The sequence below is a fragment of the Streptococcus mitis genome (assembly GCF_905187535.1).
In the GTDB taxonomy this organism is placed as follows: domain Bacteria; phylum Bacillota; class Bacilli; order Lactobacillales; family Streptococcaceae; genus Streptococcus; species Streptococcus mitis_BS.
Map to the genome: position 1 here is coordinate 1 of NZ_CAJJIE010000008.1, position 18,291 is coordinate 18,291.

An 18,291-nucleotide genomic window follows, 5' to 3' on the forward strand; every position below is an offset into this window, starting at 1 on the left:
CTTCCTAGTTTGCTCTTTGATTTTCATTGAGTATAAGATACAAGATTTATACTAATACACTTTCCTATAAAGCGAATTTCGATTGAAATTCGCTTTTTTGAATGCTGTGGATTTGGGTCAATCTTGTCTAAAAACAGATAAATCCTAGATACAGTGAAGGTTTAGAAATGCTGGTTTTACTGTCTTTCAGCTTCGAAATCTACTTAAAAATTACCTCATATTTCTTGTATTCGCTTACACAAAGTATTATAATATAATTGTAGGAAAGAAGGTGTTTTTATGTGGAAAAAATATTTTTCAAAATATAAATGGACTGATTTATTTTGGATTCTATTTGTTATTTTAACATGCCTATTGGCGGGTAATAGTAATCTTTACCCCCTTACCCATCAAGAAATCTCTTATCATGGGTGCTTATCGGGAATTACACTTGCCTTATTTCACTTGCTATTTATTGATAAGTTTTTTATTTCGAATCGAAAATAAATGGAGAAGCTAAAAGCTTTAAATGTTTTAGACTTTTGGGATCGATAGTTTAAAAATTGAAATTTAAAACCGCAGATCTTCTTGAAATGCGGTTTTTTGTGTCAATTATAGTACTTTCCCAACAAGAATCTCAGCCTCAATGGTAATCTCTGTCAGTTGGCTCCAGTCAATCTTGCTCTGGTCGATGTGAAAGAGGAGAGGCGTCATACTGAGTAGGGCTTGGAGCTGATCTGCTGTGATAGTCTTAGTCAGAGAGGCCGTTTGGTTAGATAGGATGGTAAAGTGCTCCTGAAAATGCTCCTTGATATCTTGGTTGGAATAATCCTTGTTTGTTAACTGGTCTTGTACCTTCTGACGGATTTCCTTGAGGTGATTTTTAGTTGGAATAACCTTTATCAAGATACCGTCTTTGGATAAAACGCGACGAAATTCTCCATAGTTGGCAGGGGAAAAGATATCAAGCAGGATATCCATGCTAGCGTCTTTTATAGGGAGGCGAGCTAAGTCGCCAACAAACCAATTGACTGCCCAATCGGGTTCGCTCTTAGCAGCGATTTGGACGGAATCTTTGGAGATGTCAAAGGCATAGAAGGTTTTGTCAGGATGACTTTCTTGGAGTTTGCGAGAATAGAATCCTTCGCCACAACCGATATCTAAGACTGTGGTGCTAGTTTCTGAACTGGCTAGCAAGTCAGATACAGCCTCTAAAATAGCCTGATAAAAGCCGGCTTCTAGGATTTGTTGACGATTTTGAAAATTTTCCTTGTCGTAGTTAGCAGATTGCTTGATTTGAGGGGCTAGATTGACATAGCCGAATTTCGCCAAGTCAAAAGAATGGCGATTGCTACATTTGAGACTGTTCTCTACCAGAGTCAGATTGTCTTGACAGATAGGACAGGCAAAGGCAGTAGCAGAAGCAAAACGTTGAAGTTTGGGTTTGAGATTTGTATTCATAGTTTAAGTGTATCAAAAGAGGCAAATGAAAGCAACTTTAGGAATAAGTAGATGGGAGATTCAGTAGAAATAAAACTAATACTCTTCGAAAATCAAATTCAAACCACGTCAACGTCGCCTTGCCGTAGGTATGGTTACTGACTTCGTCAGTTCTATCTACAACCTCAAAGCACTGCTTTGAGCAACCTGCGGCTAGTTTCCTAGTTTGCTCTTTGATTTTCATTGAGTATAATTCTCCAATTTATAAAATGAAATTGCTTTTATATCTAAATTGCTATATAATAATGATAAGGAGGAAATAAGTATGTTAAAAGAAGTATTAACCGTCGCAAAAGTTGCGAAAAAATCATCACTCTTTTTGGGTGGTGTCGCATTTGGTACCCTTGGTTTGAAAATCTTGGCAAGTAAGGAAGCTAAAAAAGGTTATTCTAAAGCTTTGGCTAAGGCTTACAAGTTGAAAGACGGGCTAGATGCATCTGTTTCTGTTGTGAAACAACATGGAGACGATGTCTTGCAAGATGCCAAATATTTGTACGAGCAAGAGAAAAAAGAAGAGCAATTAGATAGCCTTATAGGGGAATAATATGTCTTTTAAAGTGCTACATAGAGGATACCAACATATCCGACTATCATCTTCTTTTTCACTCACCTTGGATATTCAAGACTATCTTCGTTCCTTGGCGAGAGATGAAAAGGGGATTGAGTCTATCCAGTTTTACATGGATCAACAGCACTTTACTCTACGTATAAAAGAAGGCTTTTCTGTATTAGATAATGCAGAAGCCTTTTTAAAAAGAATTGATAAAGGGAAAGTTTCTGAGTTGATGACTCTTCCCATTCGTAGAGAAGAGAGTGCTTATTCTATTGTTTCAGGTGCAGCGATTAAGCGTATACTTTTTCGTAGTTTTGTGCCGTACCCTATTCGCTATATATGGACTTGTTATCAGGCTTTTGGCTATATTAGAGAAGCCTATCAAACACTAGCGCGTAAGGAACTAACGATGGAGGTCTTGGACTGTTCGGCGATTTTATTGTCCTTGTTTATGAACCAATCCAAGACAGCTAGCAATATCATGTTTATGCTTGATTTGGGGAATCATTTAGATCAGTGGTCCTTGAAAAAAACTGCAACAGATTTAGAACAAAGCCTTCTTGCAAAAGAGAGCGATGTATTTCTAGTACAGGGGGATACGGTTGTTAGTATCAAGAGTTCCGATGTTCAAATAGGAGATGTCTTGGTCCTATCTCAAGGAAATGAAATTCTGTTTGATGGACAAGTAGTTTCAGGTTTAGGTATGGTCAACGAAAGTTCCTTGACAGGAGAGAGTTTTCCAGTTGAAAAAAGAGAGTCTGATTTGGTTTGTGCAAATACAGTATTGGAAACTGGAGAGTTACGCATTCGTGTAACCGATAATCAGATGAACAGCCGGATTTTACAGCTGATTGAGTTGATGAAGAAATCTGAAGAAAACAAGAAAACGAAACAACGCTATTTCATCAAGATGGCGGATAAGGTCGTCAAATATAATTTCTTGGGGGCTGGTCTGACTTACCTATTAACAGGTTCTTTTTCTAAGGCTATTTCTTTCCTATTGGTCGATTTCTCCTGCGCTTTGAAAATCTCTACTCCTGTAGCTTATTTGACAGCTATCAAGGAGGGGTTGAATCGTGAAATGGTGATTAAGGATGGAGATATTCTGGAGAAATATCTGGAAGTTGATACTTTCTTGTTTGATAAGACGGGAACAATCACAACTAGTTATCCTATAGTTGAAAAGGTGTTACCTTTTGGGGACTATAGTGAGGAAGATATTCTCAGAATCAGTGCCTGTCTTGAGGAACACATTTATCATCCTATTGCTAATGCCATCGTCAAGCAAGCTGAGATAGAGGGAATTGAACATGAGGAAATGCATGGGAAACTCCAATATATCGCAAGCAAGGGGATTAAATCTCATATAGATGGGCAACCAGTTCTTATTGGAAATTATGTCTTGATGCAGGATGAGCAAATTCATATCAATTCAGAACAAAATGCTTTAATTGAAGAGTACAAGAGTCACTATAATCTCTTATTCTTGGCTTATCAGAATGAATTGATTGGAATGTTCTGTATTCATACTCCGTTGAGAAAAGAAGCAAAAGCAGCCTTGGAGAAACTTAAGGCACAAGGGAAAAAATTGATTCTGGCAACAGGGGACACCTTGGTTAGAACAGAGGAATTAGTCAAAGATTTGCCCTTTGATCAGGTCTATACAGACTTGAAACCTGATGGGAAATTTGAGCTAGTAGAGGAACTGCAGAAAGCAGGTCACACTATTTTGATGGTTGGAGATGGATTGAATGACTCAGCGGCTCTAACCCTATCAGATATCGGTGTGGTGATGAATGAGAGCGCAGATATTTCTAAGCAGATGAGTGATATCTTATTGTTAGATAATCGCTTGGATTTCTTCCAAGAGTTGGATTCGCTATCATCATCTTTGCAAACACTCATCAAGAAGAATATTCAAGATACCGTTGTCGTAAATAGTAGTTTGATTGGCTTTGGCTTGTTTAATTGGCTCAGTCCTTCAAATCTCTCTATCTTACATAATCTAACAACCTTGCGCATTGTCCTGCGTAGTCTGTCTATTAAAAATAGATAGATGATACTTATTAACAGCAAAAAGGAGTTACCTTTCTCGAGGTTAACTCCTTTTTTATAGGTAAATGTTGAACAGTTTAATAAGTCAAAACAAAGTATTTTTTCTTCCCACGACGGATAACAGTTAGTTCGTTCTCTAACTTATCTGCGTCACTCAAGACATAGTCAAGGTCTTGGATACGGTCACCATTTACGTAGATAGCTCCATTTTGGACATCTTCACGGGCTTGGCGTTTTGAGTTAACCACACCAGATGAAACGAGCAGTTCCACGATATTGTGGTTTTCGTCTGCTTGAACTTGGTAGTTTGGCACTCCACGAAGTCCTTGTTTGAGTTCTTTGACAGAAAGGTTTTTGATGTTTCCTGCAAAGAGTTGCTCAGTGATGTTAAGAGCTTCTTTATAGGCTTCTTCTCCGTGAACAAGTGTGACCACTTCACGAGCCAATACTTTTTGAGCCAAGCGTTCGTGTGGAGCGGCTTCGAACTGTTTGCGGATGTCTTCAATCTCATCAAGTGACAAGAAAGTAAAGATTTTCAAGAAGCGAACAGCGTCAGCGTCCATAACGTTCATCCAGAATTGGTACATTTCGTATGGGGAAGTCTTTTCAGGATTGAGCCAGACTGCGTTTCCTTCTGATTTACCAAATTTCTTACCAGTTGCATCTGTGATCAATGGAACAGTGATAACGTGGCCAGTCTTGTCAGCCTTACGACGAAGCAATTCGGTACCAGCTGTCATATTTCCCCACTGGTCAGAACCACCGATTTGAAGGGTAACGTTGTAGTCTTGGTTAAGGACGAAGAAATCGTAACCTTGCATGATTTGGTAGGCAAACTCAGTGTAAGAAATCCCTGTTTCAATCCGTTTTTTCACAGACTCCTTGCTCATCATGTAGTTGACAGTGAAGTATTTTCCGATATCACGGAGGAAGTCAATGAAGCTGATGCTGCCAAACCAGTCGTAGTTGTTGACCATGACAGCCTTGTTTTCGCCATTTTCAAAGTCAAGAAAACGAGAAAGTTGTCCTTGGATAGACTTGACCCAGCCATCTACTGTGTCTTTTGTTTGGAGACTACGTTCAGCATCTTTGAAGGACGGATCTCCAATGAGACCTGTAGCACCGCCAACGAGCGCATAAGGTTTGTGACCTGCTAGTTGCAAGCGACGACTTGTCAAGATTGCGACAAGATGGCCTAGGTGAAGGCTGTCAGCAGTTGGATCGTAGCCAGTATAATAAGAAACTTGACCTTCTTCTAGGGCTCTACGCAAAGCTTCTTCATCAGTCGTTTGAAAAATCAAACCACGCTCTTTTAGCTCATCAAAAATGTGCATGTGTCTTTTCTCCTTTTTAAAAATATTGTTTCTACCTATTGTATCACAAACTTGGACAATAGCCTAGTAGAATAGGGAAGAAAGTGGCTATTTTATTGAAAGTTTACCTTTTATGGTATAATAGATAGAGTGAGGAAATCCATGCAAAATCAATTAAATGAATTAAAACAAAAAATGCTGGAATTTTTCCAGCTAGTAAAATCAAAAATAAATCATAGAAAATCAGAGAAAGTCTCAAAAGAGAAGAAGTCGAATGAGACAAGTGGGAAAATTTTGCCTATCCTAGGTAGCATTTTAGCTGCTATCAAGGGAATTTTGAATACGCTCTTTATTCTAGGCTTTATCGGTGGGCTTTTTGGTGCTGGTGTAGCTCTTGGTTATGGGGTTGCTTTGTTTGACAAAGCCAAGGTTCCCCAATCGGAGGATTTGGTCAAGCAGGTTAAAAATATTTCTTCCATCTCAGAAATTGTTTACGCAGATGGGAGTGTCATTGCTTCTATCGAGAGTGATCTACTGAGAACTTCTGTTTCATCTGAGGAAATATCGGACAATCTCAAAAAGGCTATTGTTGCTACTGAGGATGAACATTTTCTTGAACATAAAGGTGTTGTGCCAAAAGCTGTGATTCGGGCTACTTTGGGAACCTTTGCAGGTTTGGGCTCATCTAGCGGGGGCTCGACCTTGACCCAACAGTTAATCAAGCAACAAGTAGTCGGAGATGCTCCGACTTTGGCTCGTAAGGCTACAGAAATTGTCGATGCCCTTGCCTTGGAACGCAGCATGAGCAAGGATGAAATCTTGACCACCTATCTCAATGTTGCTCCCTTTGGTCGAAATCATAAAGGGCAGAATATTGCAGGTGCCCAGCAAGCTGCTGAAGGGATTTTCGGTATCGATGCCAATAAGTTGAGTATTCCCCAAGCAGCTTTCCTAGCAGGTTTGCCACAGAGTCCGATTACTTATTCTCCTTATGAAAATACTGGAGAGTTAAAGAGTGATGAAGACTTAGAGCTTGGTTTGAAGCGGGCCAAGGATGTTCTCTACAACATGTACCGTACGGGTGCTCTGACTCAGGAAGAATACGACCAGTACAAGGATTATAATCTCAAACAAGATTTCTTGCCATCAGGAACTATCAATGCCGTTTCGAGAGATTATCTCTACTTTACAGCTATGGCTGAAGCGACAGACCGCATGTATGATTATTTAGTTCAACAGGACAATGTTTCTAGCCAAGAGTTGAAAAAGGAAGCGGTTCAAAAGGCTTATCATGAGCGAGCGGAGCAGGAACTAAGTAATGGCGGCTACAAAATCACTACAACGATCAATAAAAAAATCCATAACGCCATGCAAAATGCAGTTGCTAACTACGGTCGTTTGGTAGATGATTCGACTGGGCAGCCTGAAGTAGGGAATGTTTTGATGGACAATAAAACGGGGGCTGTTCTAGGCTTTGTTGGTGGTCGTAATTACCAGACTAACCAAAACAATCACGCCTTTGACACTAAGCGCTCGCCAGCCTCTACAACCAAGCCTTTGTTGGCCTATGGTATTGCCATTGACCAAGGTTTGATGGGAAGCGCTAGTATCTTGTCCAATTATCCGACAAAATTCTCTAATGGCAATCCTATCATGTATGTGAACAGTCCAGGTACAGGCATGATGACCCTGGGTGAAGCCCTGAACTATTCATGGAATATCCCAGCCTATTGGACCTATCGTATGCTTCGTGAGAAGGGTGTAGATGTCAAGGGTTACATGGAGAAAATGGGTTACGAGATTCCAGAGTATGGTATCGAAAGTCTGCCTATGGGTGGTGGGATTGAAGTCACAGTTGCCCAGCATACCAACGGTTATCAAACAATTGCCAATAACGGTGTTTACCATCAGAAACATGTGATTTCTAAGATTGAATCATCTGACGGTAGAGTAATCTATGAGTTTCAAGATAAACCAGTTCAAGTTTACTCGAAGGCAACAGCAACGATTATGCAGAGTTTACTTCGTGAGGTGATTTCATCTCGAATCACTTCAAGTTTTCAAACGGATTTGGCTTCTATCAATTCAAGCTTAGCTCGTGCAGACTGGATTGGTAAGACTGGTACGACCAATGAAGATGAAAATATGTGGCTCATGCTTTCGACACCAAGATTGACTCTGGGTGGTTGGCTAGGTCATGATGACAACCGCCCAATGGCTAAGGGGGCTGGGCATTATCGAAATGCCAAATATATGGCTTACTTGGTCAATGCTATCCAACAGGCTGAGCCTGGAATTTGGGGCAATGAACGCTTTAATCTTGATTCTAGTGTGACCCAATCTCAGGTCCTCCGATCTACAGGACAGAAGCCGGGGCAAGTATCCGTTAATGGAAAAACAGTTGGTCTTTCAGGTTCTACTGTAACGAGCTATTGGGCTAACAAGGCGGGAGCTCCTACGACCAGCTATCACTTTGCTATTGGAGGAAGTGAAGCAGATTATCAAAATGCTTGGTCAAGTATTGTTAGCACACTACCAACTCCTTCCAGCTCAAGCACTAGTTCAAGTAGTAGTTCAAGTGCTAGCTCTAGCAGTACATCAAGTTCATCATCACCTACACAATCAAATAGTAGAAGATAGGAAAGTGGTATTGATTGCCACTTTTTTCTTTTGCCCTTTCATGTTACAATAAAGGTATGAATCAGTATCAGAAAAAGATTGTTAAAGGAACTATTTATTCGCTCTTATCTGGCTTAATCTGGGGAATCTGTGGGATTCTAGGAGAGTATTTCTTTACCCATTACCAGGTGTCTTCGGGCTGGATTACCTCTATGCGTTTGACACTGGCAGGGAGTCTTGTGCTCATTTGGTCAGCAATGCAATTAAAATCACAAGTGTTAGATATCTGGCGAGATAAGAAAAATTACCTGCCCTTTCTAGCCTATGCTATTTTGGGAATTTTCTCAGTCCAGTATTTTTTCTATCTCTGCGTAGAATACTCAAATGCTGCGACAGCAACTATTTTACAGTTTATCAGCCCTGTCTTTATTCTTTTTTACAATCTTTTGGTTTATCAAAAACGAGCGTCAAAAAGTGCTATTTTTTATGTTTTAGTTGCCATGTTGGGTGTTGGCTTGATGGCGACAAAGGGGGATCTCTCTCAGTTATCCATGACACCACTAGCTCTTATAACGGGTTTACTGAGTGCTATGGGGGTTATGTTTAATGTTATCCTGCCCCAACCTTTCGCGAAGCGCTATGGTTTTGTACCCACGGTTGGGTGGGGGATGATTTTGGCAGGTTTATTTAGCAATATCCTTTCGCCAGTGTATCAGCTTTCCTTTACTCTGGATATTTGGAGTATCTTGATTTGCCTTATTATCGCTTTCTTTGGAACGGCTTTTGCCTTTTTCATTTCCATGAAGGCAGTGTCCTTGGTTTCTCCTTTGGTGGTTTCTGTTATCAGTGCCAGTGAACCTCTCTCTTCTGCCCTTTTGAGTGTTTTATTTTTAGGTTTAGTAGTGGATTGGTCCCTTCTTCTAGCTATGGCCTTGATTATTTTACCTATGATTTTCCTATCGATAGAAGAAGCGAAAGAAAGTAAATAAAAAGTCTTTTCTTAATTCTAAAAGTGTGCTATACTAGAATAGTCAATAAAACACGGGGAGATAGTTGTGAAGAGTGTTTTTAGGTTGTATCGGTAGGGGCTTGCTTTTACCGACAGCACGTTTTATCTCACATCCCTAAAAATCATACCTAAAAACAAACAAAAAGGCTTCAAATTTGAGGCCTTTTTTGGTAGAATAGGTATCATTAAAATGAACTAGGAGGCGCTTATGACTGCTACAAAAATGAACGCTCAAGAAATTATTCAATTTATCGCCAATGCTGAAAAGAAAACCAGTGTTAAAGTAACCTTTGAGGGACAACTTGCAGCTGCTGTACCAAGCTCTGTTGTCAAACTAGGGAATGTCCTATTCGGAGATTGGAAGGACGTGGCTCCCCTTCTCGATGGTTTGGTAGAAAATCAAGACTATGTTGTTGAGCAAGACGCTCGTAATTCTGCAGTTCCTTTGCTAGATAAACGTGCTATCAATGCTCGTATTGAGCCGGGTGCTATTATCCGTGATCAGGTTGAAATTGGTGACAATGCTGTTATCATGATGGGAGCGGTTATCAATATCGGTGCTGAAATTGGTGCAGGAACCATGATTGACATGGGGGCTATCCTTGGTGGCCGTGCTATCGTGGGGAAAAACAGTCACGTTGGTGCAGGTGCCGTTCTTGCAGGTGTGATTGAGCCAGCTAGCGCAGAACCAGTCCGTGTTGGAGACAATGTTCTCATCGGTGCCAACGCAGTGGTTATCGAAGGGGTCCAAATCGGTAGTGGTTCAGTTGTCGCAGCAGGAGCTATTGTTACCCAGGATGTCCCAGAAAACGTGGTGGTAGCAGGTGTTCCAGCTCGTATCATCAAAGAGATTGATGCCCAAACCCAACAAAAAACAGCGCTAGAGGATGCGCTTCGTACCTTATAATTGTAAAAGTAATAAAGAGGCGGAACCCTTCTTCCAGCCTCTTTCTGCTATATCGGAGGATAGATAGATGTTAGATTTGATTCAGACTAGACGAGATTTGCACCAGATTCCAGAGATTGGCTTGAAGGAGTTCAAGACTCAAGCTTATCTGTTGGATGTGATTGAGAAATTGACTGCGGGCAAGAATTTTGTTCAAGTTCGTACTTGGCGAACAGGGATTTTGGTCTATTTACAGGGAAGTCAGCCAGAGCGGACCATTGGTTGGCGAACAGACATTGATGGCCTGCCTATCGTCGAACAAACAGGCCTTCCTTTCGCTTCTCAGCACCAAGGCCGCATGCATGCTTGTGGACATGATTTTCATATGACTATTGCCTTGGGCTGTCTAGAGCGCGCCCTTGAGGAGCAGCCAAAGAACAATCTGCTCTTTCTGTTTCAACCTGCTGAAGAAAATGAAGCTGGTGGCATGCTCATGTATGAGGATAGCGCTTTTGGAGACTGGTTGCCAGACCAGTTTTATGGACTTCATGTTCGGCCAGATTTGAAGGTTGGACAGATTGCGACCAATACTCATACACTCTTTGCAGGGACTTGCGAGGTGAAGATTCGTTTTAAAGGTAAAGGAGGACATGCAGCCTTTCCGCATGAAGCCAATGACGCTTTGGTGGCGGCTAGTTACTTTGTGACCCAGGTGCAGTCAGTTGTCAGCCGCAATGTCAACCCAATCGAGGGAGCAGTGGTGACCTTTGGAGTTTTCCAAGCTGGAACAACCAACAATGTTATCACAGACACAGCCTTTTTGCATGGAACTATTCGGGCCTTGACACAGGACATGAGTCTTTTGGTGCAAAAAAGGGTCAAAACAGTTGCAGAAGGGGTTGCAGCTGCCTTCGATATGGAAGTCGAAGTGGAACTCAAACAAGGTGGTTACCTGCCTGTTGAGAACCATCCAGCCTTGGCGCGTGAACTGATGGATTTCTTTGAAGAAAAAGGCGAAATTGAGTTGATTGATATCGAACCTGCTATGACAGGTGAAGACTTTGGTTATCTCCTTTCAAAAGTTGATGGCGTTATGTTCTGGCTAGGTATTGATAGTCCCTACGCCCTTCATCACCCTCAGATGAGTCCTAAGGAAGAAGCCTTAGCTATTGGGGTGGACGCGGTCTCTAGTTTCCTGAAAAAGAAGGCAGCAGAGTAGAGGGGTTATCTATGAAATCGGAATTACGTAAGCAAGTCTTGCACGAAATGAAGGCTATCCCTCGAACTCAAAAAGTTACTTCGGATCTAGCTTTAACCGAACGACTTTTACAACACCCCTTTTACCAAGAAGCTGAGGTCATCGCAACCTACCTCTCTTTTCCTCATGAGTTTCAAACGCAGGAACTGATTGAGCAGGCGCTGAAGGACGGCAAGAAGGTTCTGATACCCAAAACTTATCCCAAGGGGCGCATGGACTTTGTAGTCTATAATCCGCAACAACTGGTCAAAACTTCCTTTGGCTTACTGGAACCACAGGGAGATTTGGAAGTGGTGGATGCCTCTCAGATTGATTTGATTCATGTTCCTGGTCTGGCTTTTACGACGGAAGGATATCGGATTGGATACGGTGGAGGTTATTATGATCGCTATCTGAAACATTTATCTGGTCATACTTTTAGTACGATCTATCCTTGTCAAATTCAGGACTTTATCCCTGAAAGCCATGATATTCCTGTTCAGGAGGTTCTGATTGATGAAGGAAATCTTTGACAGACGTTATCCTGTGACGAGTTTCTTTCTCTTAGTGACGGCCTTGGTATTTCTACTAATGTTGGTGACTACAGGTGGAAACTTTGACAGGGCAGATACCCTATTTCGATTTGGAGCCATGTATGGGCCTGCTATTCGGCTCTTTCCTGAGCAGTTTTGGCGTCTCTTTTCAGCCGTTTTTGTTCATATTGGTTGGGAGCATTTCATTGTCAATATGCTTTCGCTATATTATCTTGGTAGGCAAGTAGAGGAAATTTTCGGATCTAAGAAGTTTTTCTTTCTCTATCTTTTATCAGGAATGATGGGTAATCTCTTTGTTTTTGTATTTAGTCCAAAATCCTTAGCTGCAGGAGCCTCTACCTCTCTTTATGGGCTATTTGCTGCAATTATTGTTCTTCGCTATGCAACTCGCAATCCTTATATCCAGCAGTTGGGTCAATCTTATCTGACTCTTTTTGTGGTTAACATTATTGGAAGTGTTCTGATTCCAGGAATCAGCCTAGCAGGTCATATCGGTGGTGCAGTCGGTGGTGCATTTCTAGCAGTTATCTTTCCAGTCCGAGGCGAAAGACGGATGTATAGAGATAGTCAGAGACTGGTAGCGGTAGTCTTGTTAGTAGGACTCGCAGTCTTGCTTTTCTACAAGGGAATGGTGTTGTGACGGCTAATATGTAAACTTGAATAAGAAAAAAGCTACTTAAAAATGAGTAGCTTTTAATGTGATTTGAAACCATTCGAAACAACATAGCTCTAAAAATAAGTCTTTGTGTGTAGATGATTTGAGAAAGTGAGCGCCCATTCTATCGCGAAGAAGTCATTTGTAAAAAGGTTTTTTTGCAGAAAATTGAGAATGGTGTGCTTTTTTATTTCTTTTGTATCGTAAGTTTCTAGAATATAGTGTTGTATCAGTCTTGTTATATATTTTAAAAATAGAAAATGTTATAATATTAGAAATTGATTGAAGAATTATTAGAATAAAAGAGGTGTAAAGTTGGAAAATTGTGTTTACATTATTTCAGGCCCCCCAGGCGTTGGGAAAAGCACAGTCAGTAAGGAGTTGGCCTATTCTTTTAAGAAAAGTGCAGTAATTGAAGGCGACATGATTTATTTAATGATTAAAGGAGGACTCGTGGCTCCTTGGGAAGATGAAGGCTATTACATGGATTTGTTTTGGGACAATATCATCAGCTTGACCAATAATTTTATAACTCGAGGCATCTCTGTCGTAATAGAGTATGTCATTTTTGAATACCAACTGAAGAAAATTGCTTCTTTCTTAAAAGAAAAACAAATTGGTCTAAAATATTGTGTCTTAATGGCCGAAGAAAAAACCTTGAAAGATAGGGATGGTTCTAGAAAAGAAATTGAAAGAGTGGGCAACTTATCAATACAAGCAAGAAGTGAGTTTCTAGCTAAAAATAAGGAAAAGGAAAAACATTTTCTGTATACAGATGATTTAGACGTCCCCAAAATAGCAAATATCATTAAAACTTCAAATCGATTTTTGATTGAAAATCTGTAATCCATCATTAAGGACCGAAGTTGAGTTGGTAGATTTAGAGACATATCTCATAAATCTTTAAATTGTATGTAAATTTGTAAAATAATTAAGTCTCCAGAGTCAACTTGCTGGAGACTTAATTTATTAACTGGAAACTAATTCTATTCCCTCTCAGCCAATTCTTTTCCAAGTTGGATAAGGTAATCTTTCAAGTCATCTTTGACTTGTGGGTGCTTGAGAGCGTAGTCAATAGATGTTTTCATAAAGCCAAACTTATCCCCAACGTCGTAACGAGCTCCTGTAAATTCACGGGCGAAAACACGTTGTGTTTTATTAAGTGTATCAATAGCGTCGGTAAGCTGGATTTCATTTCCAGCACCGGGAGCTTGATTTTCGAGGATCTCAAAAATTTCTGGTGTGAGCAGATAGCGTCCGATGATTGCCAAATCACTTGGAGCATCTTCTGGAGCTGGTTTTTCTACGAAAGTTTCGACGCTATAGAGACCATTAATTCCTTCACCTTGAGGAGCGATAACTCCATATGCTGAAACGTCTTCATGAGGAACAGGCATAACAGCAATTGTTGATGCGTGAGTTGTCTCGTAATCGTTCATCAATTGTTTTGTCAAAGGGACAGCATGGTCATCTGTGATATCCATTAGGTCGTCACCAAGCATGACAACGAAGGGCTCATTCCCTACAAAAGCTTTTGCTTGTAAGACAGCATCGCCAAGACCACGAGGATGGCTTTGACGGATAAAGTGAAGGCGAATGCCAGTTGTTTCGTCTACCAATTTTAGTAAGTCGTGTTTGCCTTTTTCTTTGAGGTTGTACTCAAGCTCAAAGTTTGAGTCAAAGTGGTCTTCAATAGAACGTTTTGATTTACCAGTGACAACCAGAATATCTTCAATACCTGATTTAAGAGCTTCTTCTACGATAAATTGGATAGTTGGTTTGTCCACAATTGGCAACATTTCTTTAGCAAGTGCTTTGGTTGCTGGTAAAAATCGAGTTCCAAGTCCAGCGGCAGGGATGACTGCCTTTCTAACTTTTGATGTCATAAGAATCCTTTCTCTAGAGGGTTAAGACCACTCATTTTCTGCTTTAAATTCATTGTTCATGATGTCATAAATGGCATCTTTGATATTGGTTCCGTGGTAGATAACTTGGTAAATGGCTTGTGTAATGGGCATATAGACTCCAAGTTCTTGCGCTAGTTCATAGGCTGCTCGAGTTGTTGAGATTCCTTCAATCACCATGCCCATATTGGCTTCGATATCAGCTAGAGATTCTCCACGACCAAGAGCATCTCCGGCTCTCCAGTTACGAGAGTGGATGGAGGTTCCCGTTACGATCAAGTCTCCTACACCAGACAAGCCACTATAGGTCAATGGACTGGCCCCAAGTGCTACTCCTAAGCGGGTAATTTCTGCCAAGCCTCGAGCGATGATGGCTGCCTTAGCATTGTCACCAAATCCTAAACCATGTAAGGCTCCAGCACCGACAGCGATAATGTTTTTAAGAGCACCAGCAGTTTCAACCCCGATAACATCCGTATTGGTATAAAGTCGGAAGTAGTGATTACTGAAGAGCTTCTGAACGTATTGAGCTGTTTGTAAATCTTTAGAAGCAGCAGTGATTAAGGTTAGGTCACGCACAATGGTTTCTTCCGCATGACTAGGTCCTGAAACAACGACAATATCACTGCGGAGATGTTCAGGAATTTCTTCTTCAAGGATGGTTGATAATCGTTTATGGCTATCAGGCTCTAATCCCTTTGATGCGTGCATGATGATAGCCTTATGGTCTAAGGTTTTTGCAACTTGTTGGGCAACAAGTCGTGTCACTTTTGTTGGGACAACAAACAAAATCGCATCTACATCTTTCAATGCCTCTGCTAAGTCAGTGTAGGCAATGATATTTTCGTCTAGAACGACATCTTTAAAGTAGTGCTTGTTAGTATGATAGGTATTAATTTCATTGATTTGCTCAGGCAGATTTCCCCAAATACGTACCTCGTGTCCATTGTCATTTAAGACTTGTGAAAGGGCAGTTCCCCAAGAACCAGGCCCCAAGACGGCGATGGTTTGTTTTTCCATGTTTTCCTCCTTGATAGAGTTCTCTTTTTATTTTATCACATTCTAGGGGATTTTGCACTTGCATTGCTGGGGAGTGATGGCTTTGTTGCTTGAAAAATATACAAAAACCGAGCCTAAGTAATAAACTCTTAGTCTCGGTTTTGATATTCCTTAAAGAATAACTAGGTTTATTTCAATTGATCTGTAATGTCTTTTGATAGCAACATTCCCAGATGGTAAGTTTTATTGATGTAAGCAATGACATCATTGATATTTTCAGTCGTATGAATTTTTTCTTTGATGTTAGACCTGAATGTTTCATCCTTTAAAAGTTGTTCTTGGTAGAGTTTTTGCAGTCTCTCCTTCTCGTACTTATTGAGCAGAAAAAGGAAAACCAAGCTAATCACAACGAGGACATAAGCATATTGGCTCATAGGAAATCTCCCTGTATGATAAAGAAGTAGTAGTGAATAAATCGATTTAGTGGATCTAAAATAGCAGAACAAGTCAGCAAAACTTGATAAGATTTTTGATAGACCTCTAAACCTAATTACGTATAGGATTTGGTCTTAGTTACTTAGACTGTTTTACAATCAAGTAACTTGAAGATTACGACGTTTTAGGACATAAATCAATCATATTTATGTCCTAAAACTAGTGAAGCGCCTAGCCAAAGTCCGAATAGGATTTGGCGTTAGTTACTTAGATTGCTCTGCAATCAAGTAACTTTGGCGATTTACATCTTCTCTGGCGCTTCTACTCCAAGCAAGCGAAGGGCTTCTTTGAGAACGACTGCAGTTGCGTAGCTGAGAGCTAGACGGCTGTCGCGTTCTGGGCTATCATCCAAGATACGTGTATGTGCATAGTACTTGTTGAAGGCTTGAGCCAGGCTAATTGCAAATTTAGCAATGATAGAAGGTTCAAAGTTATCCGCCGCACGGTTGATAATACGTGGGAAGTCTTGGATTAGTTTGATGATTTCCCAACTTTCAGCATCATTCAAGCTATAGTTGCCAACTGTTTCTGGTTTGAAATCCGCTTTGCGTAAGATAGATTGGATACGAGCGTAGGCGTATTGAACATAAGGTCCAGTTTCACCCTCGAAGGATACCATAGCTTCTAGGTCGAAGTCGTATCCATTTGTACGGTCGGTCTTGAGGTCATAGAATTTAATGGCTCCAACCCCAACAGCATGTGCTACCTGGTCTTTGTTTTCAAGTTCAGGATTTTTTGCTTCAATTTGGGCTTTGGCACGACTAACGGCCTCTGCAACAGTAGGCTCTAGCAAGATGACATTCCCTTTACGAGTAGAGAGTTTTTTCCCTTCTTTTGTAACTAAACCAAAAGGAACGTGAGTAATGTCGTCACTCCAATTGTAGCCCATCTCTTGCAAGACAGCTTTGAGCTGTTTAAAGTGGGCAGATTGCTCTTGACCAACTACGTAGATAGATTTAGCAAATTGGTATTCGTTTTTACGGTAAAGAGCTGCAGCCAAGTCACGTGTGATGTAGAGAGTTGCACCATCAGATTTTTTGATAAGGGCTGGATGTTCAATTCCATATTTCTCAAGATTCACAACTTGGGCACCTTCTGATTCAACAAGAAGGCCTTTTTCAGAAAGAATGTCTACAACTGCATCCATCTTATCGTTGTAGAAGGCTTCTCCATTGTAGCTGTCAAATTCAACCTGCAATTCATTGTAGAGGCGGTTAAATTCCACCAAACTTTCATCACGGAACCATTGCCAAAGTGCGAGAGCTTCCTCGTCTCCATTTTCAAGTTTACGGAACCATTCGCGTGCTTCTTCATCCAAGCTAGGGTCGTTTTCAGCTTCAGCATTGATGCGGACATAGAGTTTAAGAAGTTCATCGATTGGATGAGCTTTTACAGCTTCTTCGTCTCCCCATTTTTTGTAGGCAACAATCAGCATCCCAAACTGTTTACCCCAGTCTCCCAAGTGGTTGACCTTGACCGTTTGATAACCGATTTTTTGGAAAATATGTGATAAGCTATCTCCGATAACAGTTGAGCGTAGGTGGCCAATAGAAAATGGTTTAGCGATATTGGGACTAGACATGTCGATAACAACATTTTCTTGTTTGCCAATAGTTTGGTCAGCATAATGTTCTTTTTCAGTGATAACAGCTTGCAATACTTGAGCAGAAATGGCAGATTTATCAAGGAAAAAGTTAACGTAAGGTCCTGTTGCAACAACCTTTTCAAAGGCTTGGCTGTCAATTTTTTCAGCCAGTTCAGCAGCAATCATTTGAGGTGCTTTACGTTCGACTTTTGCAAGTGAAAAAGCAGGGAAAGCGATGTCTCCCATTTCTGAGTTTTTAGGGGTTTCCAGTAAATTTAAAATAGCCTCTTGGTCCAGGCTATCAATGACGCTAGCCAACTCGCTAGCAATCAATTCTTTTGTATTCATTAAGAGCTCCTTTTTGGACTTTTCTACTATTTTATCACAATTTTAAAGAAAGAAGAAAAAATTTTTGAAATCTCCTATTTTTTTGGTATAATATAGTTATAAAATTAGTTATAAATATGCATATAAGAGGATTTTATGAGAAAAAGAGATCGTCATCAGTTAATAAAAAAAATGATTACTGAGGAGAAATTAAGTACACAAAAAGAAATTCAAGATCGGTTGGAGGCGCACAATGTTTTTGTGACGCAGACAACCCTGTCTCGTGATTTGCGCGAAATCGGCTTGACCAAGGTCAAGAAAAATGATATGGTGTATTATGTACTAGCAAATGAGACAGAAAAGATTGATTTGGTGGAATTTTTGTCTCATCATTTAGAAGGTGTTGCAAGAGCAGAGTTTACCTTGGTACTTCATACTAAATTGGGAGAAGCCTCTGTTTTGGCAAATATTGTAGATGCAAACAAGGATGAATGGATTTTAGGAACAGTTGCTGGTGCCAATACCTTATTGGTCATTTGTCGAGACCAGCACGTTGCCAAACTCATGGAAGATCGTTTGCTAGATTTGATGAAAGATAAGTAAGGTCTTGAGAGTTGCTCT

General features: G+C 40.5%; 17 protein-coding genes. 11 read left to right on the plus strand and 6 right to left on the minus strand.

Annotated elements, in window-relative coordinates; genetic code table 11:
- Window positions 1-279 precede the first annotated feature (279 nt).
- The gene (locus JQ841_RS09845; RefSeq protein ID WP_000265676.1) at window positions 280-486 is read left to right on the plus strand and encodes a hypothetical protein; all 207 of its coding nucleotides are present in this window, start codon (window positions 280-282) and stop codon (window positions 484-486) included.
- Window positions 487-591: 105 nt separating this feature from the next.
- Here the strand turns inward: JQ841_RS09845 and JQ841_RS02525 are convergent, their stop codons facing one another.
- A complete protein-coding gene (locus tag JQ841_RS02525; protein WP_203180027.1) occupies window positions 592-1,440 on the minus strand; it encodes a putative RNA methyltransferase in 849 nt (282 codons plus the stop codon).
- Window positions 1,441-1,744: 304 nt separating this feature from the next.
- Here JQ841_RS02525 and JQ841_RS02530 point away from each other — a divergent pair, with 304 nt between their 5' ends.
- Window positions 1,745-2,023, plus strand: coding sequence for a DUF6110 family protein (locus tag JQ841_RS02530; RefSeq protein ID WP_000910910.1), 279 nt, complete (start codon window positions 1,745-1,747; stop codon window positions 2,021-2,023).
- A 1-nt stretch (window position 2,024) separates the two neighbouring features.
- Entirely contained in the window at window positions 2,025-4,088 is a 2,064-nt protein-coding gene (locus tag JQ841_RS02535; protein WP_203180028.1) for a heavy metal translocating P-type ATPase, read from the plus strand.
- Window positions 4,089-4,164: 76 nt separating this feature from the next.
- On the opposite strand, the gene tyrS is transcribed toward JQ841_RS02535, so the two are convergent.
- Window positions 4,165-5,421: a tyrosine--tRNA ligase gene (gene tyrS, locus JQ841_RS02540; protein ID WP_020903398.1), complete on the minus strand. Its 1,257-nt coding sequence runs from the start codon at window positions 5,419-5,421 to the stop codon at window positions 4,165-4,167.
- Between the two features lie 141 nt (window positions 5,422-5,562).
- On the opposite strand from tyrS, the gene pbp1b reads away from it, so the two are divergent.
- From pbp1b to JQ841_RS02575, 7 genes are all read left to right on the plus strand, one after another.
- On the plus strand, window positions 5,563-8,040 hold the full coding sequence (pbp1b, locus tag JQ841_RS02545) for a penicillin-binding protein PBP1B (RefSeq protein WP_203180029.1): 2,478 nt from the start codon (window positions 5,563-5,565) through the stop codon (window positions 8,038-8,040).
- A gap of 56 nt (window positions 8,041-8,096) precedes the next feature.
- Complete coding sequence (locus JQ841_RS02550; RefSeq protein ID WP_203180030.1) at window positions 8,097-9,008, plus strand: DMT family transporter; 912 nt, start codon at window positions 8,097-8,099, stop codon at window positions 9,006-9,008.
- Between the two features lie 228 nt (window positions 9,009-9,236).
- Window positions 9,237-9,935 carry a 2,3,4,5-tetrahydropyridine-2,6-dicarboxylate N-acetyltransferase gene (dapD, locus tag JQ841_RS02555; protein WP_000127451.1) on the plus strand — a complete coding sequence of 233 codons (699 nt, stop codon included), beginning with the start codon at window positions 9,237-9,239 and terminating at the stop codon, window positions 9,933-9,935.
- 67 nt (window positions 9,936-10,002) lie between these two features.
- The gene (locus JQ841_RS02560) at window positions 10,003-11,133 is read left to right on the plus strand and encodes an N-acetyldiaminopimelate deacetylase (RefSeq protein WP_203180031.1); all 1,131 of its coding nucleotides are present in this window, start codon (window positions 10,003-10,005) and stop codon (window positions 11,131-11,133) included.
- Window positions 11,134-11,144: 11 nt separating this feature from the next.
- Entirely contained in the window at window positions 11,145-11,684 is a 540-nt protein-coding gene (locus JQ841_RS02565) for a 5-formyltetrahydrofolate cyclo-ligase (RefSeq protein WP_020903401.1), read from the plus strand.
- The gene (locus tag JQ841_RS02570; RefSeq protein WP_203180032.1) at window positions 11,668-12,345 is read left to right on the plus strand and encodes a rhomboid family intramembrane serine protease; all 678 of its coding nucleotides are present in this window, start codon (window positions 11,668-11,670) and stop codon (window positions 12,343-12,345) included. Before JQ841_RS02565 ends, JQ841_RS02570 begins: the two co-directional genes overlap by 17 nt.
- A gap of 330 nt (window positions 12,346-12,675) precedes the next feature.
- Window positions 12,676-13,206: a nucleoside/nucleotide kinase family protein gene (locus JQ841_RS02575; protein WP_203180033.1), complete on the plus strand. Its 531-nt coding sequence runs from the start codon at window positions 12,676-12,678 to the stop codon at window positions 13,204-13,206.
- A 140-nt stretch (window positions 13,207-13,346) separates the two neighbouring features.
- On the opposite strand, the gene galU is transcribed toward JQ841_RS02575, so the two are convergent.
- The 4 genes from galU to argS form a co-directional block, all read right to left on the minus strand.
- Window positions 13,347-14,246 carry a UTP--glucose-1-phosphate uridylyltransferase GalU gene (galU, locus tag JQ841_RS02580; protein ID WP_203180034.1) on the minus strand — a complete coding sequence of 300 codons (900 nt, stop codon included), beginning with the start codon at window positions 14,244-14,246 and terminating at the stop codon, window positions 13,347-13,349.
- 21 nt (window positions 14,247-14,267) lie between these two features.
- Window positions 14,268-15,284, minus strand: a complete 1,017-nt coding sequence (locus JQ841_RS02585; protein WP_203180035.1) for an NAD(P)H-dependent glycerol-3-phosphate dehydrogenase — start codon at window positions 15,282-15,284, stop codon at window positions 14,268-14,270.
- Window positions 15,285-15,451: 167 nt separating this feature from the next.
- A complete protein-coding gene (locus JQ841_RS02590) occupies window positions 15,452-15,697 on the minus strand; it encodes a MarR family transcriptional regulator (RefSeq protein ID WP_084925354.1) in 246 nt (81 codons plus the stop codon).
- Window positions 15,698-15,999: 302 nt separating this feature from the next.
- Complete coding sequence (gene argS, locus JQ841_RS02595; protein WP_203180036.1) at window positions 16,000-17,691, minus strand: arginine--tRNA ligase; 1,692 nt, start codon at window positions 17,689-17,691, stop codon at window positions 16,000-16,002.
- Between the two features lie 135 nt (window positions 17,692-17,826).
- On the opposite strand from argS, the gene argR reads away from it, so the two are divergent.
- Window positions 17,827-18,273 (plus strand): arginine repressor, encoded by a 447-nt coding sequence (argR, locus tag JQ841_RS02600; protein WP_001231476.1) that lies wholly within the window; start codon window positions 17,827-17,829, stop codon window positions 18,271-18,273.
- The last annotated feature ends 18 nt before the right edge of the window (window positions 18,274-18,291 follow it).